This window comes from Herbiconiux flava (assembly GCF_013409865.1).
In the GTDB taxonomy this organism is placed as follows: domain Bacteria; phylum Actinomycetota; class Actinomycetes; order Actinomycetales; family Microbacteriaceae; genus Herbiconiux; species Herbiconiux flava.
Map to the genome: position 1 here is coordinate 2,012,631 of NZ_JACCBM010000001.1, position 21,087 is coordinate 2,033,717.

The following is a 21,087-nucleotide window of genomic DNA, read 5'->3' on the forward strand; positions in this document are numbered from 1 at the left end:
CTGTGACTCAACGGTACTCAGCAGGAAATGTTCCGCAAGCAAGCTGAGGCAACGCTCACGAAGGTGAGGCGTACCTTGCTAAACGCCCGCTGACGTGGGGAAAGGTGCGCGGATGTAGGCGTTGGAGTTCGGCAGGTACATCGTCACCAGCGCGACGACGGTCACCAGCGCGTGCGCGATCGCGACACCCGCGTTGCCCTGGAACTCCAGCGTCACACCGATCAGCGCCAGCACGCCGAGGATGGTCAGGGCGTTGCGGGCCCACGGCTTGCCGCGCAGCAGCTTGGCGGCGCAGACGATGCGGAACACCGCGAGGGCCATGATCAGGATGCCCGCGCCGACGACCAGCGCGATCGTGATGGGGGCCGCATCGCCCTCGGTACCGACCACCAGTGCCACGGCCGCGCCGGCGAACACCACGAGGATGCCGCTGATCAGAGCGAGGATCGCCTCGGCGAGCCAGAGGCCGAACGAGAGCTTGATCTCCCAGGGCGAGGCCTCGAGGGGCCGTTCGCCCGTGAACTCGGGGCCGGAGAGGGTGCGGTCTGCCATGGGGGAGCCTTTCGAGGGTCGACGGGAACGAGCATCCGTCGCACTGCCCCCAGCACCGACCCTAGGGCACGGGAGGAGTCTCGTCCCACCCCGTTTCGGGGGAGGCGCAGGTGCCGCGGAAGACGTATTGCGACGGCTTCTTGCGCTCGTGGCTCGACCAGTCGATGGCCGGCCGCACCTGGTCGGCGGGCAGGTAGCCCAGGCGGTAGACCGCCATCAGCTCGAGTTCGTCGGGCACCTGGAGGAGCGACTCGATCTCGGCCCACTTGCCCGGCACCTCCATCGGGAAGGACACGAACTGGATGCCCATGCCGAGCTCCACCGTGCTGAGCCAGACGTTCTCCATGGCCGCGCCCATGCTGAAGACCGAGTAGAACGAGCTCAGCTCACCCGGCCGGTACTCGGAGCGGTCGAGCATCACGCCGAGCAGCAGGGGCGAACCGGCGACGAGCTTGCGGTTCTCCTCGCCGAGGGTCTGCGGCACGCGCAGGCCGTTCATCAGCTTCTGGCCGCGGGGCGTGAAGACCTGCTTGGTGAAGGGGCGGAGCACCGCCGGCAGCTTGTCGAAGAGCATCCCGCTGCGCTTCTCGGCCATCTCCTCTGCGCTGAATCGGAAGTAGGGCTTGTAGCGCTCGAAGAAGGTGCCGTTCGACATCGCCTCGGTCATGCTGTCGCCGCTGATGCGGGCGATCTTCTCGATCGTGTCGCGTTCCTCGACGATGACGAAGCGCCAGGGCTGGCTGTTCAGTTGCGACGGTGCACGGCCCGCCACCTCCATCAGGAGCCGCTGGTGCTCCCAGCTCACCGGGTCGGGCCGGAACGGGCCGTTGGTCGTCTTGCGACGGCGCACGACGTCGAGGAACTCCACGGGACAGCTACCTCCTGGACAGCATCAGGCCGGCCACGAGGAACGGGGCGGCGGTGAGGGCGACGAGCGGATGGCGCGCGGTGCGCGCGCTCACGCGGGGGATGACGACGAGGGGCACCGCGGCGGGGGCCAGGGCGAGGGCCGCATGGCGGGCAGCGGCCGCCGCTGCGGGGCCGGCGGGGCGGAGCGCGGGCAGCACCGCGGAGGCGGCCGCTGCGCCGGCGAGGGTGCAGGTCGCGATGTAGAGCGCGTGGTGCACCCAGCGGAAACGCCGTGTGTCGACGACACCGGCGGCGACCGACGCGCCGAGGGCGCAGTTGACCGCGTAGCTCGTCGTGGCCGCGACGAAGAGCGGCTGGGGTGACATGTCGCCAGACTACGCGGCCCGCCCCCGAACGGCAGGGCTTCGGGCGCTGCGGATGCCAGACTGAGGGGGATGCCGTCGACCCCGCCGCTGCCGCCGTTGCCGCCCCTTCCGCCGTCGTTCGGCGGGCGGGACGACGAGCCCGCGTCGGCGGTCCCGGTCGCACCGCCCGCCGCGGCTCCGCTCACCGCACCCGCGGCCGCTCCCGCGGAGCCGAGCCGGTGGGAGATCAAGCGGCCGGGCAACCCGCTGCCGGGCACCGCTCCCGCCGCGCCGCGGCGCGCGCAGCAGCCGCGCCCCGGGGGTCGCTCCGCCCGCGCGCAGCCGCCGCGCCCCGGGGGTCGCTCCGCCCGCGCGCAGTCCCGGCCGCCGCGGAACCGCCTCCTGGTGCCCGGCCTCGTGCTCGCGGGGATCGCGTTCCTCGTGGTCGTCGTGCTCGGCGTCGTCTTCGCCGTCGGCGTGATCGGCGCGGCCACCTCCTCGGCGCTCTTCGGTGGTCAGGCGGCCGACGGCGGCGGGCCGGCCGCATCCGGGACCGAGGTGGTGCCGGCGCTCTTCGACCAGACCGTCACCTATGACGACGGCCTGCAGATCTCGGTCGCCGCGCCCCAGTCGTTCAGCCCCTCGCCCCAGGCGTCGGGCGCCGGCCAGCCCGCGAACATCGCCGTCACGGTCACCGTCTACAACGGCGGCGCGACCGACTTCGTGCCCGGCACCGTCACCTCGGTGGTGTCGGCGGGTGCGAGCGGCAACCCGATCGTCGACCCCTCGAACGGCATGACGGGGCTGCCCCCGGCCGCGACCGTGCCGCCGGGGGCGACCGTCAGCTACGTCGAGGCCTACTCGGTGGCGGATGCCGACGACGTCGTCTACGTGGTCACCCCCGCGGCGGCGTACCTGCCCGCGCGCTTCACACGCTGAGCGCGCTCTCCCTGCCGCGCGTGCCGGCGGCCGCTCAGATCGCGGCGATCTCCTCGCGCAGCGACGCCAGCAGCTCGACGGCCTCGAGCGGCCGGGGCCCGGCCGGCATCAGGTACATCACCGTGAAGCCCTGCTCCTTCGCTCCGCGGAGCAGGCCGAGCAGCTCGTCGGGAGACGTCCCGGGGGCGAGGCCGCCGATCGTCGTCTTCTCGATCTCGTCGTAGTCGCGGCCCACGTCGTCGCAGTGCCCGCGCAGCACCTCGAGCTTCCGCCCCGCATCCGGCCCGCCGAAGATGTTGCAGGCGTCGGCGTACTGCGCCACGAGCCGCAGCGTCTTGCGCTCGCCGGAGCCGCCGATCATCAGGTAGGGGTGGGGCCGGCTGATCGGCGCCGGCTCGCTCAGCGTGCGGCCGAGCCGGTAGTGCTCGCCCTCGAACGGGCTCTCGTCGTCGCTCCACATCTGCAGGCAGATGCGGACGGCCTCCTCCAACCGCTCGAAGCGCTCCTTCATCGGCGGGAACTCCAGGCCGAGACCCGTGGCCTCCTCCTCGTTCCAGGCGGCACCGATGCCGAGCCCGGCACGGCCGCCGCTCAGCACGTCGAGGGTCGCGATCTGCTTGGCGAGGAGGCCGGGCGCGCGGTAGGTCACGCCGGTCACGAGGCAGTGCAGGAGCATCCGCTCGGTGTGCGCGGCCAGGAACCCGAGCGTCGTGTACGCCTCGAGCATCGCGTTCTCGGCGGGGCCGACGCCGCGGATCTGCCAGAGGTGGTCCATCACGGTCAGGCGGGCGACGCCAGCGGCCTCGGCCTCCCGGGCGACGCGCGCCAGGGTGGGGGCGAGCGCGGGAGTGCCGCCCTCGAACGTCAGATTCGCGAGGTGCAGTCCGATCTCCATGGGGGGAGACTACGCCCGCCCGGTGGCCGGGCGGGAGCGGATCAGCTGAAGCGGTCGAGCGCCAGGTAGACCAGGGCGGCGGTGCCCGCGAGCAGCAGCACGACGACGGTGACCTTCACCACGACGCTGCCGGTGATGCGCTGGGTCGTGCTGTAGAGCTCGGGACGGTAGAAGCGGCCCTTGGGGTGGTGGGCCTCGGCGGGCTTCGCCGGAGCCGGAGCAGCGGCCGGAGCCGGAGCAGCGGCCGGAGCCGGAGCGGGAGCCGGAGCAGCGGCCGGGGTGCGCGCGGGCGCCGCGGCGTTCGCGTGGGTGCTGGCGGGCTTGGGTGCGGCCTCCCCGCGGGAGTCGTCGGAGAACTGCTCGTCGGCGATCAGCTCGTCGAAGCTCACCTCCTCGACACGACGTCGGGCGCGGCGGGTGTCCGCAGAGGTGGGGTGGATGCGCGGCTCGTCAGTCGCGGTCATGGCATGGCCTTCCTTGGCCGCCCGGGTCGGATCGTGCGGCATTCTGCACGACGGTAGTAGAAGTGCGGGCCCAGATCAACCGGCAGCGCACGTCGACAGCAGGGCGTGGAGGGGATGACGGGAATCGAACCCGCGTGATCAGTTTGGAAGACTGAGGCTCTACCATTGAGCTACATCCCCGGAACAGGGCTCGCGCCCGGCACCCGACACATCGTAGTACAGCTTCGAACGCGCTGTGTGACCGGTACCGGGCGGTGCACTAGACTTGCCGAGGCCATTTCGCCGCCGGGGCGTAGCTCAGCTTGGCTAGAGCGCCCGCTTTGGGAGCGGGAGGTCGCAGGTTCGAATCCTGTCGCCCCGACACGACGCACGAACCTCGAGACAACCACAGGAGACACTCAACGTGAAGACCACGGTCGAAAAGCTCAGCCCCACGCGTGTGAAGATCGCGATCTTCGTCACTCCCGACGAGCTGAAGCCCAGCATCGATCACGCCTACAGCCACATCGCCGAGCAGGTCAACATCCCCGGCTTCCGCAAGGGCAAGGTGCCGCCGCCCATCATCAACCAGCGCGTCGGCAAGGCCGCGGTGCTCGAGCACGCCGTCAACGAGGGCCTCGACCGCTTCTACCGCGACGCCGTCACCGAGAACGAGCTGCGCCCGCTCGGCCGCCCCCAGGCCGACATCGTGGAGTGGCCCAAGGCCGAGGACTTCTCGGGTGACCTCGAGCTCGCCATCGAGGTCGATGTGCGCCCCGAGATCGAGCTGCCCGACTACGAGGGCTTCGAGGTGCAGGTCGAGCCCGCCCTCGTCGAAGACAGCGACGTCGACGAGGAGCTCGAGCGCCTGCGCAGCCGCTTCGGCACCCTGGTCACCGTCGACCGCCCGGCCAAGACCGGCGACTTCGCCCAGCTCGACCTCGTCGCCATGGTCGACGACGTCGAGGTCGACACCGCCTCCGGCATCTCCTACGAGATCGGCTCGGGCGAGCTGCTCGAGGGCATCGACGAGGCGCTCGACACCCTCACCGCCGGCGAGACCACCACCTTCGAGGCTCCGCTGCTCGGCGGCGAGCACGCCGGCCGCGACGCCCTCGTCACGGTCACGCTCAACTCCGTCAAGGAGCGCGAGCTGCCCGAGGCCGACGACGACTTCGCCCAGATCGCGAGCGAGTTCGACACCCTCGACGAGCTGAAGACCTCGCTCAAGGAGCAGGTCGAGAAGCAGAAGGCGTTCGGTCAGGCCTCCGAGGCTCGCACCAAGATCGTCGAGAGCCTGCTCGAGAAGGTCGAGATCCCGGTTCCCCCGGCGCTCATCGAGGACGAGGTGCACCGTCACCTCGAGAGCGAGAACCGCCTCGAGGACGAGGAGCACCGCGCCGAGGTCACCGCTTCCAGCGAGAGCACCTTCAAGACGCAGATCCTGCTCGACGCGGTCGTCGACCGCGAAGAGGTCAAGGTCTCGCAGGACGAGCTCACCCAGTACCTCATCCAGTCGGCCGCCCAGTACGGCATGGAGCCGAACGAGTTCGTGAAGATCCTCTCCGAGTCGAACCAGATCCCCGCCATGGTGGCCGAGGTCGCCCGCAACAAGGCGCTCGCGATCGTGCTGTCGAAGGCCAAGGTCGTCGACACGAACGGCAAGGCCGTCGACATCTCCGAGTTCACCGTGCTGGCCGACGACGACGCCGACGCCGAGAACCTGGTCGGCATCGAGTCCGCCGACGAGCACGAGGGCCACGACCACGAGGGCCACTCGCACTAGTCGCACCCCGTCATGAAGGGCCTGCATCCGAGCACCGGATGCAGGCCCTTCGTCGTTCGCGGAGCATCCGGAGACCCGGCACGGCTCTGCCGACGGCGAACACGGGAGCCGGGGCGCACAAGCTCCAGTAGATTCAAACCACTGCAAGTGAATTGGAGCGACACACATGGCCGATCAGGCTTTCCCCTCAACTGTCTTCGACCGACTGCTGAAGGACCGCATCATCTGGCTCGGGTCCGAGGTTCGCGATGACAACGCGAACGAGATCTGCGCCAAGATCCTGCTGCTCGCGGCTGAAGACCCGAAGCGCGACATCTTCCTCTACATCAACTCTCCCGGTGGCTCCATCACGGCCGGCATGGCGATCTACGACACGATGAAGTTCGTGCCGAACGACATCGTCACGGTGGGCATCGGAATGGCGGCCTCGATGGGCCAGTTCCTGCTCACCTCGGGCACCAAGGGCAAGCGCTACATCACGCCGAACGCGCGCGTGCTGCTGCACCAGCCGCACGGTGGCTTCGGTGGAACGGCCTCCGACATCCAGACCCAGGCTCAGCTCATCCTGAGCATGAAGCAGCGTCTCGCCGAGATCACCGCCGCTCAGACGGGCAAGTCCGTCGAGCAGGTCAACGAGGACGGCGACCGCGACCGCTGGTTCAGCGCGCAGGAGGCCCTCGAGTACGGCTTCGTCGACCACGTGCGCGAGTACGCCACCGACGTCGCGGGCGGCGGCGGCACCATCGACGCCCCCTCCACCCTGTAGTCGCAATCGCATCCCAGAGAACAGGTAAAGAGAACATGGAAACCCCCACTTTCGGTGCGAGCGCCTACCGCAACGGCACCATGCCGTCCGACCGCTACATCCTCCCGAGCTTCGAGGAGCGCACGGCCTACGGCTTCAAGCGCCAGGACCCGTACGCGAAGCTCTTCGAGGACCGCATCATCTTCCTCGGCGTGCAGATCGACGACGCCTCGGCCGACGACGTCATGGCCCAGCTGCTCGTGCTCGAGTCGCAGGACCCCGACCGCGACATCGAGATGTACATCAACTCGCCCGGTGGCTCGTTCACCGCGATGACCGCGATCTACGACACGATGCAGTACGTGCGCCCGCAGATCCAGACCGTCTGCCTCGGCCAGGCGGCCTCCGCCGCGGCCGTGCTGCTGGCGGCCGGCACGCCCGGCAAGCGCCTCGCGCTGCCGAACGCGCGCATCCTGATCCACCAGCCCGCCACCGGGCAGGGCGGCGGCCAGGCCTCCGACATCGAGATCCAGGCCCGCGAGATCATGCGCATGCGCGAGTGGCTCGAGGGCACGCTGTCGCACCACTCGAACCGCTCGCTCGAGCAGGTCTCGAAGGACATCGACCGCGACAAGATCCTCTCGTCGGAGGAGGCCCTCGAGTACGGCCTCATCGACCAGGTGCTCACCTCGCGCAAGGCCGTCCCGGCCCTGGTCAGCTGACCTCGCCGACGGCATGACGCCTCCGGCCCGCCCTTCCGAGGGCTGGCTCACCGACAGCCGGGTCATCCGCAGAGCATCGCTCTCGGCGGATGCCCCGGCTGTCGCCGTCTCGTGGCCCCTCACGGTGCCGGCGGTCGCCGCCCTGCGCGACGGCCTGGAGCTCGGCGCCGGCGTGACCTTCCTCGTGGGCGAGAACGGCAGCGGCAAGTCGACGGTGCTCGAGGGCATCGCCGAGGCCTACGGCTTCCCGGCCGAGGGCGGCACCCGGAACGGCGGCGCCGTCACGCGGCGCAGCGAGTCGCCGCTGGGGCAGTGGCTCACCCTCGAGCGCGGGGTCGGCGCACCGCGCTGGGGCTTCTTCCTGCGGGCCGAGACCATGCACGGCTACTTCAGCTATCTGGGCGCCATGCCCGGATCGCCCGACGGCGACCTGCACGAGATGAGCCACGGCGAGTCGTTCCTGGCGCTCCTGGATCGCAAGCTCGACGGCCCCGGCTTCTTCTGTCTCGACGAGCCGGAGGCGGCGCTGTCGTTCCAGTCCACGCTGCGCTACCTCCGGCAGCTGGACGCGCTGGCGAAGGGGGGCTCGCAGATCGTCTGCGCAACGCACTCGCCGGTGCTGGCGTCGCTGCCCGGCGCGAGGGTGCTCGAGTTCGGGGAGTGGGGCATCCGGGAGACCGCGTGGGAGGAGCTCGAGCTGGTCGCGCACTGGCGGAGCTACCTGCAGGCGCCCGGCCGCTACCTGCGGCACATGCTCGACTGAGCGGCCGCAGGGGCCGGCGGGAACGGGTAGGTCACGAATGCGGGTCGGTGTCGGTGCTTGTCGGGGGTTCGGGTTAGGCTCGTCGGAACACAGGTTGAGGAGAGTGGGCATGGCACGCATAGGGGAGAGCGCCGACCTGCTGAAGTGCTCGTTCTGCGGAAAGAGCCAGAAGCAGGTCCAGCAGCTCATCGCCGGTCCCGGCGTCTACATCTGCGACGAATGCGTGGAGCTCTGCAACGAGATCATCGAGGAGCGGCTCTCCGAGGCCAGCGAAGAGGCGGCCGGCGAGTTCGAGCTGCCGAAGCCGAAGGAGATCTACTCCTTCCTCGAGGAGTACGTCATCGGGCAAGACGCTGCGAAGCGCGCCCTCTCGGTCGCCGTCTACAACCACTACAAGCGCACCAAGGCGCGCACCGCGATCGTCTCGGCCGAGGCCCAGGCCAACGAGGTCGAGATCGCCAAGAGCAACATCCTGCTGATCGGCCCCACGGGCTGCGGCAAGACCTACCTGGCGCAGACGCTGGCGAAGCGCCTCAACGTGCCGTTCGCCGTCGCCGACGCCACCGCCCTCACCGAGGCGGGCTACGTCGGTGAAGACGTCGAGAACATCCTGCTGAAGCTCATCCAGGCCGCCGACTACGACGTCAAGCGGGCCGAGACGGGCATCATCTACATCGACGAGGTCGACAAGATCGCCCGCAAGGCCGAGAACCCCTCCATCACGCGCGACGTGTCGGGCGAGGGTGTGCAGCAGGCGCTGCTGAAGATCCTCGAGGGCACGGTCGCCAGCGTTCCGCCGCAGGGTGGCCGAAAGCACCCGCACCAGGAGTTCATCCAGATCGACACGACGAACGTGCTGTTCATCGTGGCGGGCGCCTTCGCGGGGCTCGAGGAGATCATCTCCCAGCGCGCCGGCAAGCGCGGCATCGGCTTCAACTCCCCGCTCTACAGCAAGAAGGCCGACGCCAACCTGTTCGGCGAGGTGCTGCCCGAAGACCTGCACAAGTTCGGGCTGATCCCCGAGTTCATCGGCCGGCTGCCCGTCGTCACCACGGTGACGCCGCTCGACCAGGCCGCGCTCATGCAGATCCTCACCGAGCCGCGCAACGCGCTGGTACGGCAGTATCAGCGCATGTTCGAGCTCGACGGCGTCGACCTCGAGTTCGAGCACGACGCGCTCGAGTCCATCGCCGATCTCGCGGTGCTGCGCCAGACCGGTGCGCGCGGGCTCCGTGCGATCCTCGAGGAGGTGCTGGGGCCGATCATGTTCGAGGTGCCCTCCACCGACGAGGTCGCCCGGGTCATCGTCACGAAGGAGACGGTGCTCGAGAATGCGGCGCCCACGATCGTGCCGCGCAAGCCCCGACGCGAAGAGAAGTCGGCGTAGCCGCACGACCACGACGCAGAACGAAGGGCCGCCCCCGTGGGAGTGGCCCTTCGTCGTTCCCGCCCTATGACCGGAACAGCCCGCTGTACGCGTTCAGCGCCAGCTGTCCGCCGAGGTGCGCGTAGAGCACCGTGCTCGTCGCCGGGATCTCCTTCGACTTCACGAGGTCGATCAGCCCGGCCAGCGACTTGCCCTCGTACACCGGGTCGGTGATCATCGCCTCGAGCTCGGCGCCCAGCCGGATGGCCTCGAGCGTCGAGTCGACCGGGATGCCGTAGAGGTCGCCCGCCCATCCCTCCAGCACCTCGATCTCGTCGTCGCGCAGCTCGCGCCCGAGCTCGATCAGCGACGCGGTGTGCCGCGCGATCCGCGCCACCTGGTCCCGCGTCTTCTCGAGCGTCGCGGAGGCGTCGATGCCGATCACGCGGCGCGGCCGGTCCTGCCCGGCGAAGCCGGCGATCATGCCGGCGTGCGTCGAGCCGGTCACCGTGCAGACCACGATCGTGTCGAAGAAGACGCCGAGCTCGCGCTCCTGCTGCTCGACCTCGTAGGCCCAGTTGGCGAACCCGAGCCCGCCCAGGCGGTGCTCCGAGGCGCCGGCCGGGATGGGGTACGGCGTGCCGCCGTCGGCGATCACCTCGTCGATCGCCTGCTGCCAGCTGGAGCGGATGCCGATGTCGAAGCCGGCGGAATCGAGCGTGACCTTCGCCCCCATGATCCGCGACAGCTGGATGTTGCCCACCCGGTCGCTCAGCGGGTCGGGCCAGTCGACCCAGTTCTCCTGCACCAGCCGGGCCTTGAGCCCGAGCTTGGCGGCGACCGCGGCCACCTGCCTCGTGTGGTTGGACTGGTAGCCCCCGATCGACACCAGCGTGTCGGCACCGCTCGCCAGAGCATCCGGAACCAAGTATTCGAGCTTGCGGATCTTGTTGCCCCCGAAGGCGAGACCGCTCGAGACGTCCTCCCGCTTCGCCCAGACCTGGGCGCCGCCGAGGTGCTGCGAGAGCCGGGGGAGGTGGTGCACGGGGCTCGGCCCGAAGGTGAGCGGGTAGCGGGGGAAGTCGGCGAGGGCCATGGGGCTCCAGAGGGTCGATGGGTCGTTGTCGATGTGCTGTATGCAATATATCGCACCGCCGAGCGATACGATGAGGCCATGCCCGTTCCTTCCTCGACGGCCGTGCGCGCCCGCACGCTTCTGCGCGACGACGTCTATCTGACGCTTCGCGCCGCCATCGTCGACGGCACGCTGCAGCCGGGCGAACGCCTGCGCGACCCCGAGCTCGAGACCTGGCTCGGCGTCAGCCGCACTCCCATCCGTGAGGCGATGCTCCGTCTCGAGCGCGCCGGCCTCGTCGTGGCCCGGCCGGGTCGCGCGACGACGGTGGCCGAGGTCGACGGGCCCGAGGTGACGGATGCGCAGCAGGTCGCCGCGTCGCTGCACGAGCTGGCTGCCCGCCTCTCCGTCCCCGTGCTGGGTGCCGACGACCTCGAGCGTCTTCGCGCCGCCGCGGACGACTTCGCCGTCGCCCTGGACGACCACGACGTCGACCGCGCGCTCGAGGCCGACGACCGCTTCCACGCCGTGTTCGTCGAGGCGAGCGGCAACCGGCTGATCGCCGAGGTGCTCGACGGCGCGACGGCGGTGCTGCGGCGGGTGGAGCGCATCCGTTTCGCCTCGCTGAACGGCCGCGAGTCGGTCGAGCAGCACGAGCGCATCCTGGCCGCAGCGACCGCGGGCGACGCCGACCGCGCCGCCCTCCTGACCCGCGAGAACTGGCTGACCCTCGGCCTCGGAAAGGCATCGGACTGACATGGAGCACGTACGTCTCGGCCGCTCCGGCCTGAAGATCTCACCCATCGTGCTGGGCTGCATGAGCTACGGCACGCCCGATCGCGGCACCCACCCGTGGACCCTGCCGGAGGAGGAGGCGCGCCCGTTCTACGTGCAGGCCGTCGAGGCCGGCATCACCACCTTCGACACGGCCGACATGTACTCCGCCGGCACCAGCGAGGAGATCACGGGCCGGATGCTCGGCGCTCTCGCCCGCCGCGAGGAGATCGAGATCGCCACCAAGGTGTACTTCCCGTCGGGCCCGGGCGCCAACGAGCGCGGACTCTCGCGGGTGCACGTCATGGCGTCGATCGACGCGAGCCTGCGCCGACTCGGCACCGACTACGTCGACCTCTACCAGATCCATCGGTGGGACGACGAGACGCCGATCGAGGAGACGATGGAGGCCTTGCACGACGTCGTGAAGGCCGGCAAGGCCCGCTACCTCGGCGCGAGCTCCATGTGGGCCTGGCAGTTCGCGAAGGCGCAGCACGTCGCCGAGCGCCAGGGCTTCACCCCGTTCGTCTCGATGCAGGACCAGTACAACCTGCTGCAGCGCGAGGAGGAGCGGGAGATGCATCCGCTCGCCCTCGACCAGGGCGTCGGAGTGCTGCCCTGGAGCCCCCTCGCCCGCGGCCGGCTGACCAGGCCCTGGGGCGAGGAGACCGCGCGTACGGCCAGCGACGAGGTCACGAAGGCGATGTACGGCCAGGCCGAGCAGGCCGACCGGGCGATCACGGATGCGGTGGGCCGCATCGCGGGCGAGCGCGGCGTCACCCGGGCCCAGGTCGCGCTCGCCTGGGTGCGGCAGCAGACCGCCGTGACCGCGCCGATCGTGGGCGCTACGAAGGCGCAGCACCTGTCCGACGCGGTGGCGTCGCTCGAGCTGACGCTGACGCGCGAGGAGCTCGATGCGCTGGAGCAGCCCTACACGCCGAGGCGCCCCGAGGGGTTCTGAGCACGGAGGCGGCCGGCGGCCGGAGCGCGCCGGCCGGCCTACTCGCCCGGTGCGGTGACCAGCGCGATGTCGGTCTCGGGGTCGAACTCGATCGTGGTGTCGTCGTCGAGCGAGACCACGGGCCGGCCCTCGAGCCAGGTCAGCGTCCAGCTCCAGTCCTTGGCGTCGACGCCCTGCTCGGCGAGTTCGCCCTCGACCTCGTAGATCGCGTCGATCACGGTCTGCGGAAGGCGGGAGGGGGGTTCGTCGCCGACCAGCCAGCGGGTTCCGAGCTGCATCATGCTGTTCCTCTCACTGCGGCTTCTCTGAAGGGCTCAGAGTGCCTTGTCGTAGGTGACCCAGCGGGTCTTCTCGGCCACGGTGTCGTAGAGGGCGCGTGCGGCCTCGTTGTCCTTCGCCGTGATCCAGCGCACCACGCTCGCACCGCGGCGGCGGCCGATGTCGGCCACACCCTCGATCAGCGCGGTCGCGATGCCCTGCTTGCGGTTCTCGGGCAGCACGAACAGGTCGTCGAGATAGAGGCCCCGGCTGCCGTCGAGCGGGCGGGAGAACGGTCGGTAGTGCGCGAGGCCGACGATCTGGTCGTTCTCGTCGACCGCCACGAGACACTCGAGCTCGTGGGCCGGATCGATGATCCAGCTCCAGACCAGCACGGCCTTCTCGTCGTGCAGCGGCTTCTCGTAGAACTCGCCGTAGCCCGTGTAGACCGCGTGCCAGGCGAAGAACTCGTTCGTGGCGACCGGGCGCACGCGCACCGCGGTCGTGGTGGTCTCGTTCGGCATCGTCGCCTCCTGGCTCATGCGGGGGCCTCGGCGTTCTGCTCGGGCGCTAGAACTATATCGCCGACCGAGAGTTCCTCAGCCGAGGCGTAGCCGAGAACCGCAATCCGGCCGAGCGCCTTGAGGTCGCCCTCGGCGCGCTGCAGCAGCTCGATCTCGGCGTCGGTTCCCGAGATGGTCGCCGAGGCGACCGGGGTCTTCTGCGAGGCCTTGGCGTCGGTCTTGGCGCGACGCACCGAGACGATGGCACGCGAGGCGAGCGCCAGCAGGCCGGCGTCCTCGGCGAACGAATCGGAGCTCACGGTCACGCCCTCGGGCAGCGACTCGAGCACGGCGGTCGGCCACCCGCTGGTGTGCACCGAGCCCTCGTGCGTCCACGACCAGACCTCCTCGGTGGCGAAGGGCAGGTAGGGCGCGAACAGCCGCAGCAGCACGTCGATCGCGGTCTGCAGGGCGAGCACGGCGGAGGCCTTGCCCGCCGCCTCCGACTCGTCGCGGTACGCGCGCTCCTTGACCAGCTCGAGGTAGTCGTCGCAGAAGGTCCAGAAGAAGGTCTCGGTGATCTCCAGCGCCCGGGCGTGGTCGTAGCGCTCGAGGGCGGCCGTGGCGGTGCGCACGACCTCGTCGAGACCGGCGAGCATGCTGAGGTCGAGCGGCTCGGTGATCTCGGTGTGCCCCTCCGGCAGCGTGAAGCCGTAGACGAATTTCGCCGCGTTCAGGATCTTGATCGCGAGGCGACGGCCGATCTTGATCTGCGTCGGGTTCTTCTCGTCGAAGGCCGCGTCGGTGCCGAGGCGCGACGAGGCGGCCCAGTACCGCACCGCATCCGAGCCGTGGGTCTTCAGGATGTCGGCCGGGGTGACGACGTTGCCCTTCGACTTCGACATCTTCTTGCGGTCGGGGTCGACGATGAAGCCCGAGAGGGCGGCGTTCTGCCAGGGCTTCACGCCCTCCTCGAGAGTGGCGCGCAGCATGGTCGAGAACAGCCAGGTGCGGATGATGTCCTGCCCCTGGGGGCGCAGGTCGTAGGGGAAGACGAGCTTCCATAGCTCCTCGTCGCGCTCCCAGCCGCCCGCGAGCTGCGGGGTGAGCGAGCTCGTCGCCCAGGTGTCCATCACGTCGACCTCGCCCTGGAAGCCGCCGGGCACGCCGCGCTGGTCCTCCGAGTAGCCGGGTGCCGCATCCGACGACGGGTCGACCGGCAGCATGTCGCGCGGGGCGACGATCGGCTGGTCGAAGACGGGGTTGCCGTCGCCGTCGAGGGGGTACCAGACGGGCAGCGGCACGCCGAAGAAGCGCTGGCGCGAGATCAGCCAGTCGCCGGTGAGGCCGCCGACCCAGTTCTCGTAGCGCACCCGCATGAAGTCGGGGTGCCAGTCGAGCTCGGCGCCGAGCTCGAGCAGCTTCGCCCGCAGGGCCTCGTCGCGGGCGCCGTTCGTGACGTACCACTGACGCGTCGACACGATCTCGAGCGGGCGGTCGCCCTTCTCGAAGAACTTCACCGGGTGGGTGATGGGCTTGGGCTCGCCGATCAGCTCGCCGGTGCCGCGGAGCAGCTCGACCACGGCCTGCTTGGCCGAGAAGACGGTCTTGCCGGCCAGCTGGGCGTAGGCCTCGCGCCCGGCCTCCGAGGTGATGGCCGCGGGGGCCTCGCTGATGATGCGGCCGTCGAAGCCGATGATCGCGCGGTTGGGCAGGTCGAGGTCGCGCCACCAGATGACGTCGTTCAGGTCGCCGAAGGTGCAGACCATGGCGATGCCCGACCCCTTGTCGGGCTGCGCGAGGTGGTGCGCCACGACGGGCACCTCGACGCCGAACACGGGGGTGGTGACGGTGGTGCCGAACAGCGCCTTGTACCGTTCGTCGTCGGGATGCGCGACCAGGGCCACGCACGCCGGCAGCAGCTCGGGGCGCGTGGTCTCGATGAACACGCCCTCCCCGTCGGGGCGGTGGAACTCGAGCCGGTGGTAGGCGCCCGGCTGCTCCTTGTCTTCGAGCTCGGCCTGCGCCACCGCGGTGCGGAAGGTGACGTCCCACAGGGTGGGCGCCATGGCCTGGTAGGCCTCGCCGCGCTCGATGTTGCGGAGGAAGGCCAGCTGCGAGGCGGCTTGTGACTCGCGCGAGATGGTGCGGTAGGTCTGGGTCCAGTCGACCGAGAGTCCGAGGTCGCGCCAGAGCGTCTCGAACTGCTTCTCGTCCTCGACGGTGAGGATCTCGCACAGCTCGATGAAGTTGCGGCGCGAGATCGGGATCTGGTCGGCCGCCTTCGACGACTTGTTGTCGCCGCCCTCGAACGGCGGGGTGAAGTCGGCGTCGTAGGGCAGCGACGGGTCGCAGCGCACGCCGTAGTAGTTCTGCACCCGGCGCTCGGTGGGCAGGCCGTTGTCGTCCCAGCCGATCGGGTAGAACACGCGCTTGCCCGTCATGCGGCGGAAGCGCGCGATCACGTCGGTGTGCGTGTACGAGAACACGTGGCCGATGTGCAGCGAGCCGGAGGCCGTGGGCGGCGGGGTGTCGATCGAGTAGACGTCGTCACGGTCGGCGTCGGCGCGGTCGAACAGGTACGTGCCCTGCTCGGTCCAGACCCCGTCCCACTTCGCCTCGAGGCCTTCGAGTGCGGGCTTGTCGGGCACGTGTGCGGACATGGTTGGGCCTCCTGGCGATATGGGCGGCACCGTGTCAGGTGGAGAGGTGCCTCACTGTCCTCCCAGGATACCGGTCGGCGCCGCCCACGCGCCCGCTCGCCTCCGCTCGCGCGAACCCGCGCCTCAGCGCAGGTTCGCCCGGAGCGACGACAGCTGACGCCGGAGCTCGACCGGCACGCGCTCCCCGCCGATCTCGTCGAAGTAGGCGTCGATCTCGTCCACCTCGCGCAGCCACGCCGAGCGGTCGACCGAGAGGATGCCCTGCAGCTCCTCGTAGCCGAGCTCCAGCCCCTCGACGTTCACGTCGCGCACCCGCGGCAGCCGTCCGATCGGGGTGTCGACGGTCTCCACCGAGCCCTCGACACGGCGGACGATCCACTCGAGCACGCGGGCGTTCTCGGAGAAGCCGGGCCAGACGAAGTGGCCGTCGGCATCCTTGCGGAACCAGTTCACGGAGAACACCGGGGGAGCATCCGCCCCCAGCGTCTGCCCGATCTCGAGCCAGTGCGCGAAGTAGTCGGTGACGTCGTAGCCGCAGAACGGCAGCATCGCGAAGGGGTCGTGCCGCAGCCGGCCGACGGCGCCCTCGGCCGCGGCGGTGGTCTCGGAGGCCATCGTGGCGCCCATGAACACCCCGTGGGCCCAGTCGCGCGCCTCGGAGACGAGCGGCACCGTGCTCGGCCGCCGCCCGCCGAACAGGATCGCGTCGATCACCACGCCCTCGGGGGAGTCCCAGTCGTCGGCGATCGAGGGGCACTGGTCGGCGGTCACGGTGAAGCGGGAGTTCGGATGCGCGGCCGGCCCGTCGGAGGCCGGCGTCCAGTGCTCGCCCTGCCAGTCCAGCAGGTGCGCCGGCGCCTTCGGCGTGAGGCCCTCCCACCACACGTCCCCGTCGTCGCGCAGCGCGACGTTCGTGAAGATGGTGTTGCCCCAGACGGTGTCGACCGCGGTCGGATTCGTGGTGATGCCGGTGCCGGGGGCGACCCCGAAGAAGCCGCGCTCGGGGTTGATGGCCCGCAGCTTGCCGTCGGCGCCCGGCCTCATCCAGGCGATGTCGTCGCCGATGGTCTCGACCTTCCAGCCGGGGATCGAGGGGTTCAGCATGGCGAGGTTCGTCTTGCCGCAGGCGCTCGGGAACGCGGCGGCCACGTGGTGCACCCGCCCCTCGGGGCTCGTGATCTTGATGATCAGCATGTGCTCGGCGAGCCAGCCCTCGTCGCGGGCCATGACGCTCGCGATGCGCAGCGCGAAGCACTTCTTGCCGAGCAGGGCGTTGCCGCCGTAGCCCGAACCGAACGACCAGATCTCGCGGGTCTCGGGGAAGTGCGAGATGTACTTCGTCGGGTTGTGCGGCCAGGCCACGTCCTCGTGGCGGGTGCCGTCGGCGTCGACGAGCGGGGCGCCGACCGAGTGCAGCGCGGGCACCCAGGGGGTGTCGGCCTCGATCAGGTCGAGGGCCGCCGAGCCCATCCGGGTCATCAGCTGCATGCTCACCACGACGTAGGGGGAGTCGGTCAGCTGCACGCCGAGCTGCGAGATCGGGCCGCCGAGCGGTCCCATCGAGAAGGGCACGACGTACATCGTGCGGCCGCGCATGCTGCCGGCGAAGAGGGTGGTCAGCTCCTCGCGCATCGCGAAGGGGCTGCGCCAGTTGTTGGTCGGGCCCGCGTCCTCGCGACGCTCCGAGCAGATGAAGGTGCGGTCCTCGACGCGGGCCACGTCGGCCGGGTCGCTGCGCGCCAGGAAGCTGTTCGGGCGCCACTCGGGGTTCAGGCGGATGAGCGTGCCCTGCGCCACCATCTCCTTGGTCAGCTCGTCCCACTCCCGGGTCGATCCGTCGCACCAGACGATGCGGTCGGGCTTGGTGAGCAGCGCCACGTCGCGCACCCACTCGTTGATCGCGGGGTTCTTCGACGGACCCTCGGTGTCGACCATGCTCGTCGTCTCCAGAATGCTCATCCTCGGCCTCATCTTCGTCAATTGGCGGCTGGTTCTTCCACTATGAGCGTCAGGGGAGGTAGATTCTGGGCCAGGATCTGTAAAGATCCGCTGATCTTGACGAGGAGAGAAGATGAACGGCGACCTCATCACGCTCGGGAGGCGCATCCGCCACCATCGCAAGCGGCTCGGCCTCACCCTCGATCAGCTCGGCGAGCGCGTCGGCGTCGTCGGCAGCCAGCTCTCCTTGATCGAGAACGGGCGCCGCGAACCCAAGCTCTCGCTGCTGCAGGCGCTCGCCGCCGAGCTGGGCGTGCCCCTCGCCGATCTGCTGAGCGACGAGGCTCCGGATGCGCGCACCGCCCTCGAGATCGAGCTCGCCCGGGCCCAGCAGAGCCCGCTCTACGCCTCGCTCGGCCTGCCCGCGGTGCCGGCGAGCCGATCCCTGCCGCAGGAGACGCTCGAGTCACTCGTCGGGCTGCACCGGGAGCTGCGCCGCCGTGCCGCCGAGTCGATCGCCACTCCCGAGGAGGCCCGCCGCGCCAACACGGAGAACCGTCTCGCGATGCGGGGCCTCGACAACCATCTGCCCGAGCTCGAGCGCCTGGCCGAGGAGACCCTCGCGACCGTCGGCCACAGCTCGGGGGCGCTCACCCATCGCAGCGTGTCGCTGCTCGCCGAGCACCTCGGCTTCACCCTGATCTACGTCGACGACCTGCCGCATTCCGCCCGCTCGGTCACCGACCTCGAGAACGGGCGGATCTACCTGCCGCCCGCGTCGATTCCCGGCGGCCACGGGCTGCGCTCCATGGCGCTGCAGGCGATGGCGCACCGGCTGCTCGGCCACACGCCGCCGCAGAGCTACGCCGAGTTCCTGCAGCAGCGGCTCGAGATCAACTACTTCGCGGCGGCCTGCCTGATGCCGCAGACGGCCTCGGTCGCGTTCCTGTCAGCGGCCAAGCAGCGCAAGGACCTCTCGGTCGAGGACTTCCGCGACGCGTTCGGGGTCACCCACGAGGCGGCGGCGCTGCGCATGACGAACCTCGCGACGGCCCACCTCGACATGCGGGTGCACTTCCTGCGCGTCGGCGAGGACGGGGCGATCTACAAGTCCTACGAGAACGACGGCCTGCCGCTGCCGGCCGACGTGACGGGCGCCGTGGAGGGCCAGCTGGTCTGCCGCAAGTGGGCGGCGCGAGGGGCGCTCGGCCGCACGAACCGCACCACGGAGTTCTACCAGTACACCGACACCCCCGCCGGCACGTTCTGGTGCGCGACGCAGACGGGCAAGACCGACGCGGGGGAGTTCTCGATCACCTTCGGCGTGCCGTTCTCCGACGCGAAGTGGTTCCGCGGGCGGGACACGGCGATGCGGCAGCAGTCGCGCTGTCCCGACGAGTCGTGCTGCCGGCGCCCCGCCTCCGAGCTGGCCGAGCGCTGGTCGGGTGCCGCGTGGCCGAGCGCGAAGCTGCACGCGCACATCCTGTCGCCGCTGCCCTCGGGCAAGTTCCCCGGGGTCGACGAGAACGAGGTGTACCAGTTCCTGGAGGCGCACGCGGGGTAGGGCCGCGAGGGTCAGGCCCGGCCGAGCTCCTCGAGCTGCTCGAGCAGGCCGGCGCCGTCGGGCGCGAACACCCACGGCACCGCCGAGCCGGCGAGCTGCTGGTCGGGCTTGGAGCGCCCGCCCGCGAGCACGGCCTCACTGGGTGAGAGCTGCCGGATGACGACGGCCCGCACGTTCCCCGGCTTCTCGACGGCGAACTCGCCGTAGATCTCCTCGTCGTGCTGCCCGTCGTCGCCGATCAGGATCCAGCGGATGTCGGGGAACTCCTCGGCCAGGCGCCGGAGGTTCTTCTCCTTGTGCTCGCGGCCGTTCCGGAAGAAGCGATCGTGCGTCGGCCCCCAGTCGGTCAGCAGCAGCGGGCCGCGCGGGTAGAGGTTGCGCGAGAGGAAGCGGGTGAGGGTCGGCGCGACGTTCCAGGCCCCGGTGGAGAGGTACACGACGGGGGCGGTCGGATGCTCTGCCGTGAGCCGCTCGAGGAAGACCGACATGCCCGGGGTCGGCGTCCGCGCGTGCACGTCGAGCACGAAGGTGTTCCAGAACGCGAGGAACGGGCGGGGGAGCGCCGTCACCATCACGGTGTCGTCGATGTCGCAGACGATGCCGACGTCGGTGCCGGGCGCGACGATCGAGACCGGCGCCTCGACCGCCTCCGATCCCGCCGCCGTCATGGCGATGGAGTGCCAGCCGGGTTCGAGCTCGACGTCGACGGAGACGTCGACCACGCCGCCGCGGTCGGCCCGCACGGTGCGGCGGATGCCCTCGACCTCGATCAGCACGTCGACGTCGCCGAGCGGCACGCTGGTGAAGCTGCGCCAGCCGCGCACCCGGTCCTCGCGTCGCTGCATCGTCTTGGCCGCCCGGGAGCCGGGTTTCGGCTGCTTCACGAGCACGACCCGGCCGAGCACGCGGATGCGGCTGGTGGAGCCGTAGCCGGCGTAGGGGATGACCGTCGGGAGGTGGCCGCGACGGCGGGCCCACCTCACCCGGAAGCCGTGGATCGCGTCGTCGATGCGGGCGGCCCGGTGCAGTCGGGGTGCCGCAAGTCGTGTCTCTGGCACGTCCCCAGTCTGTCACGGCTTGCCCTGAACGTGCGCCCTGCGTACGAATGACGGAAACTCGGATCTACACTGGGTGCGGGACATCGGGAAGGAACTCCGTGGCATTCAACGACCTGATCAGCGGTGCGCTCACGACGAGCGGCCAGGTGCGCAACGAACCGGTGCAGGCGCGCAGCAGCGAGCGCATCGCGACTCTGCTCGACGCGGCCTCGGCGGTGGTGGCCGAGGTGGGCATCGAGCGCCTGACGACCGCCATGGTCGCCGAGCGGGCGGGTGCCTCGATCGGCACGGTGTACCGCTACTTCCCCGACCGCATCGCGGTGCTCGCGGCGATGAGCCTCCGTGGCTTCGAGCGGTTCCTCCGCCTGAGCGTCGAGAACCTCGAGGCGACGAAGCCGACGACGCTCGACGAGGCCATCACCTGTCTGATCGACGCCGCGGTGGAGCTGCACCGCACCGAGCCCGGCTTCACCTCCATCCGGCTGAGCGACCAGATCGCGCTGCCCGAGGTCGACGGCGGCACCGCGTCGGCCGCGCGCATCGCCGGCCCGCTGGCGGCGATCTTCATCGAGGAGCTGGGCGTCGACGCCGAGGGCCTCGCCGAGCGGCTGGACATCGCGCTCACGATGGGCGACGCGCTGCTGGTGCGCGCCTTCATCATCGATCCGAAGGGCGACCCCGCCGCGATCGAGGCCACCCGGGCACTCGTCACGGGCTACCTCGCCCCGGCGGCCGTGCGCGCCTGAATCGCACCGGTGCGGCACCGGCGGGCCCCGAGCATCCGGATTGTGACGTCTTCTTGCACGGGTCTTTGCGTTTCCGGCCGATGATGCTTGGCTGAACCGGCGGACCGCGCTGTGCGGTCCCC

21 protein-coding genes and 2 tRNA genes are annotated in these 21,087 nt (G+C 70.2%); 11 read left to right on the forward strand and 12 right to left on the reverse strand.

All coding sequences use genetic code 11. The features are described 5' to 3' along the window. Positions 1-78 precede the first annotated feature (78 nt). The 3 genes from BJ984_RS09755 to BJ984_RS09765 all read right to left on the reverse strand — a co-directional run bounded on the left by BJ984_RS09755 (position 79) and on the right by BJ984_RS09765 (position 1,787). Positions 79-552 (reverse strand): hypothetical protein, encoded by a 474-nt coding sequence (locus BJ984_RS09755; RefSeq protein WP_179547851.1) that lies wholly within the window; start codon positions 550-552, stop codon positions 79-81. A gap of 61 nt (positions 553-613) precedes the next feature. After that, entirely contained in the window at positions 614-1,420 is an 807-nt protein-coding gene (locus BJ984_RS09760) for a nitroreductase family protein (protein ID WP_179547852.1), read from the reverse strand. Positions 1,421-1,427: 7 nt separating this feature from the next. Then, positions 1,428-1,787 (reverse strand): hypothetical protein, encoded by a 360-nt coding sequence (locus BJ984_RS09765; protein WP_173183811.1) that lies wholly within the window; start codon positions 1,785-1,787, stop codon positions 1,428-1,430. 69 nt (positions 1,788-1,856) lie between these two features. Here BJ984_RS09765 and BJ984_RS09770 point away from each other — a divergent pair, with 69 nt between their 5' ends. Further along, positions 1,857-2,705 (forward strand): hypothetical protein, encoded by an 849-nt coding sequence (locus tag BJ984_RS09770; RefSeq protein ID WP_179547853.1) that lies wholly within the window; start codon positions 1,857-1,859, stop codon positions 2,703-2,705. 34 nt (positions 2,706-2,739) lie between these two features. Here the strand turns inward: BJ984_RS09770 and BJ984_RS09775 are convergent, their stop codons facing one another. The 3 genes from BJ984_RS09775 to BJ984_RS09785 form a co-directional block, all read right to left on the reverse strand. Further along, positions 2,740-3,600: an LLM class F420-dependent oxidoreductase gene (locus tag BJ984_RS09775; RefSeq protein ID WP_179547854.1), complete on the reverse strand. Its 861-nt coding sequence runs from the start codon at positions 3,598-3,600 to the stop codon at positions 2,740-2,742. Positions 3,601-3,641: 41 nt separating this feature from the next. Next, entirely contained in the window at positions 3,642-4,064 is a 423-nt protein-coding gene (locus tag BJ984_RS09780; protein ID WP_179547855.1) for a hypothetical protein, read from the reverse strand. A 106-nt stretch (positions 4,065-4,170) separates the two neighbouring features. Then, a tRNA-Gly gene (locus BJ984_RS09785) sits at positions 4,171-4,244 on the reverse strand. 106 nt (positions 4,245-4,350) lie between these two features. Here BJ984_RS09785 and BJ984_RS09790 point away from each other — a divergent pair. The 6 genes from BJ984_RS09790 to clpX all read left to right on the forward strand — a co-directional run bounded on the left by BJ984_RS09790 (position 4,351) and on the right by clpX (position 9,446). After that, a tRNA-Pro gene (locus BJ984_RS09790) sits at positions 4,351-4,425 on the forward strand. Positions 4,426-4,467: 42 nt separating this feature from the next. Next, positions 4,468-5,829: a trigger factor gene (gene tig, locus BJ984_RS09795; RefSeq protein ID WP_179547856.1), complete on the forward strand. Its 1,362-nt coding sequence runs from the start codon at positions 4,468-4,470 to the stop codon at positions 5,827-5,829. A gap of 166 nt (positions 5,830-5,995) precedes the next feature. Then, positions 5,996-6,595, forward strand: a complete 600-nt coding sequence (locus BJ984_RS09800; protein WP_173183815.1) for an ATP-dependent Clp protease proteolytic subunit — start codon at positions 5,996-5,998, stop codon at positions 6,593-6,595. A 35-nt stretch (positions 6,596-6,630) separates the two neighbouring features. Beyond that, positions 6,631-7,296, forward strand: a complete 666-nt coding sequence (locus BJ984_RS09805) for an ATP-dependent Clp protease proteolytic subunit (RefSeq protein ID WP_173183816.1) — start codon at positions 6,631-6,633, stop codon at positions 7,294-7,296. 13 nt (positions 7,297-7,309) lie between these two features. Continuing rightward, positions 7,310-8,059, forward strand: coding sequence for an AAA family ATPase (locus BJ984_RS09810; protein ID WP_179547857.1), 750 nt, complete (start codon positions 7,310-7,312; stop codon positions 8,057-8,059). Between the two features lie 109 nt (positions 8,060-8,168). After that, the gene (gene clpX, locus BJ984_RS09815; RefSeq protein ID WP_173183818.1) at positions 8,169-9,446 is read left to right on the forward strand and encodes an ATP-dependent Clp protease ATP-binding subunit ClpX; all 1,278 of its coding nucleotides are present in this window, start codon (positions 8,169-8,171) and stop codon (positions 9,444-9,446) included. Positions 9,447-9,510: 64 nt separating this feature from the next. Here the strand turns inward: clpX and BJ984_RS09820 are convergent, their stop codons facing one another. Further along, positions 9,511-10,521: a 1-aminocyclopropane-1-carboxylate deaminase gene (locus tag BJ984_RS09820; protein WP_179547858.1), complete on the reverse strand. Its 1,011-nt coding sequence runs from the start codon at positions 10,519-10,521 to the stop codon at positions 9,511-9,513. Between the two features lie 78 nt (positions 10,522-10,599). Between BJ984_RS09820 and BJ984_RS09825 the strand changes: the two genes are divergently transcribed. Then, the gene (locus tag BJ984_RS09825) at positions 10,600-11,256 is read left to right on the forward strand and encodes a GntR family transcriptional regulator (RefSeq protein WP_179547859.1); all 657 of its coding nucleotides are present in this window, start codon (positions 10,600-10,602) and stop codon (positions 11,254-11,256) included. Position 11,257: 1 nt separating this feature from the next. Continuing rightward, positions 11,258-12,235, forward strand: a complete 978-nt coding sequence (locus tag BJ984_RS09830) for an aldo/keto reductase (protein ID WP_179547860.1) — start codon at positions 11,258-11,260, stop codon at positions 12,233-12,235. A gap of 38 nt (positions 12,236-12,273) precedes the next feature. Here the strand turns inward: BJ984_RS09830 and BJ984_RS09835 are convergent, their stop codons facing one another. The 4 genes from BJ984_RS09835 to BJ984_RS09850 form a co-directional block, all read right to left on the reverse strand. Beyond that, complete coding sequence (locus BJ984_RS09835; protein WP_246306452.1) at positions 12,274-12,516, reverse strand: hypothetical protein; 243 nt, start codon at positions 12,514-12,516, stop codon at positions 12,274-12,276. 33 nt (positions 12,517-12,549) lie between these two features. Continuing rightward, positions 12,550-13,017 (reverse strand): GNAT family N-acetyltransferase, encoded by a 468-nt coding sequence (locus BJ984_RS09840; RefSeq protein ID WP_179547861.1) that lies wholly within the window; start codon positions 13,015-13,017, stop codon positions 12,550-12,552. A gap of 14 nt (positions 13,018-13,031) precedes the next feature. Then, the gene (gene valS / locus BJ984_RS09845) at positions 13,032-15,659 is read right to left on the reverse strand and encodes a valine--tRNA ligase (RefSeq protein WP_179547862.1); all 2,628 of its coding nucleotides are present in this window, start codon (positions 15,657-15,659) and stop codon (positions 13,032-13,034) included. Between the two features lie 123 nt (positions 15,660-15,782). Then, entirely contained in the window at positions 15,783-17,618 is a 1,836-nt protein-coding gene (locus tag BJ984_RS09850; protein WP_179547863.1) for a phosphoenolpyruvate carboxykinase (GTP), read from the reverse strand. 112 nt (positions 17,619-17,730) lie between these two features. Here BJ984_RS09850 and BJ984_RS09855 point away from each other — a divergent pair, with 112 nt between their 5' ends. Continuing rightward, the gene (locus BJ984_RS09855) at positions 17,731-19,161 is read left to right on the forward strand and encodes a helix-turn-helix domain-containing protein (protein ID WP_179547864.1); all 1,431 of its coding nucleotides are present in this window, start codon (positions 17,731-17,733) and stop codon (positions 19,159-19,161) included. Between the two features lie 11 nt (positions 19,162-19,172). Here BJ984_RS09855 and BJ984_RS09860 read toward each other — a convergent pair whose 3' ends face one another. Further along, positions 19,173-20,219, reverse strand: a complete 1,047-nt coding sequence (locus tag BJ984_RS09860) for an App1 family protein (protein WP_271206493.1) — start codon at positions 20,217-20,219, stop codon at positions 19,173-19,175. A 98-nt stretch (positions 20,220-20,317) separates the two neighbouring features. Between BJ984_RS09860 and BJ984_RS09865 the strand changes: the two genes are divergently transcribed. Beyond that, positions 20,318-20,965, forward strand: a complete 648-nt coding sequence (locus tag BJ984_RS09865) for a TetR/AcrR family transcriptional regulator (protein ID WP_179547865.1) — start codon at positions 20,318-20,320, stop codon at positions 20,963-20,965. The last annotated feature ends 122 nt before the right edge of the window (positions 20,966-21,087 follow it).

Excerpts from the sequence above, each read along its gene's own strand:
- BJ984_RS09825 (WP_179547859.1), top strand. The coding sequence starts at position 10,600 with ATGCCCGTTCCTTCCTCGACGGCCGTGCGCGCCCGCACGCTTCTGCGC.
- BJ984_RS09780 (WP_179547855.1), bottom strand. The coding sequence starts at position 4,064 with ATGACCGCGACTGACGAGCCGCGCATCCACCCCACCTCTGCGGACACC.
- BJ984_RS09805 (WP_173183816.1), top strand. The coding sequence starts at position 6,631 with ATGGAAACCCCCACTTTCGGTGCGAGCGCCTACCGCAACGGCACCATG.
- valS (WP_179547862.1), bottom strand. The coding sequence starts at position 15,659 with ATGTCCGCACACGTGCCCGACAAGCCCGCACTCGAAGGCCTCGAGGCG.
- clpX (WP_173183818.1), top strand. The coding sequence starts at position 8,169 with ATGGCACGCATAGGGGAGAGCGCCGACCTGCTGAAGTGCTCGTTCTGC.
- BJ984_RS09855 (WP_179547864.1), top strand. The coding sequence starts at position 17,731 with ATGAACGGCGACCTCATCACGCTCGGGAGGCGCATCCGCCACCATCGC.
- BJ984_RS09770 (WP_179547853.1), top strand. The coding sequence starts at position 1,857 with ATGCCGTCGACCCCGCCGCTGCCGCCGTTGCCGCCCCTTCCGCCGTCG.
- BJ984_RS09755 (WP_179547851.1), bottom strand. The coding sequence starts at position 552 with ATGGCAGACCGCACCCTCTCCGGCCCCGAGTTCACGGGCGAACGGCCC.
- BJ984_RS09850 (WP_179547863.1), bottom strand. The coding sequence starts at position 17,618 with ATGAGCATTCTGGAGACGACGAGCATGGTCGACACCGAGGGTCCGTCG.
- BJ984_RS09810 (WP_179547857.1), top strand. The coding sequence starts at position 7,310 with ATGACGCCTCCGGCCCGCCCTTCCGAGGGCTGGCTCACCGACAGCCGG.
- BJ984_RS09820 (WP_179547858.1), bottom strand. The coding sequence starts at position 10,521 with ATGGCCCTCGCCGACTTCCCCCGCTACCCGCTCACCTTCGGGCCGAGC.
- BJ984_RS09840 (WP_179547861.1), bottom strand. The coding sequence starts at position 13,017 with ATGCCGAACGAGACCACCACGACCGCGGTGCGCGTGCGCCCGGTCGCC.
- BJ984_RS09765 (WP_173183811.1), bottom strand. The coding sequence starts at position 1,787 with ATGTCACCCCAGCCGCTCTTCGTCGCGGCCACGACGAGCTACGCGGTC.
- BJ984_RS09835 (WP_246306452.1), bottom strand. The coding sequence starts at position 12,516 with ATGATGCAGCTCGGAACCCGCTGGCTGGTCGGCGACGAACCCCCCTCC.
- BJ984_RS09775 (WP_179547854.1), bottom strand. The coding sequence starts at position 3,600 with ATGGAGATCGGACTGCACCTCGCGAATCTGACGTTCGAGGGCGGCACT.
- BJ984_RS09800 (WP_173183815.1), top strand. The coding sequence starts at position 5,996 with ATGGCCGATCAGGCTTTCCCCTCAACTGTCTTCGACCGACTGCTGAAG.
- BJ984_RS09830 (WP_179547860.1), top strand. The coding sequence starts at position 11,258 with ATGGAGCACGTACGTCTCGGCCGCTCCGGCCTGAAGATCTCACCCATC.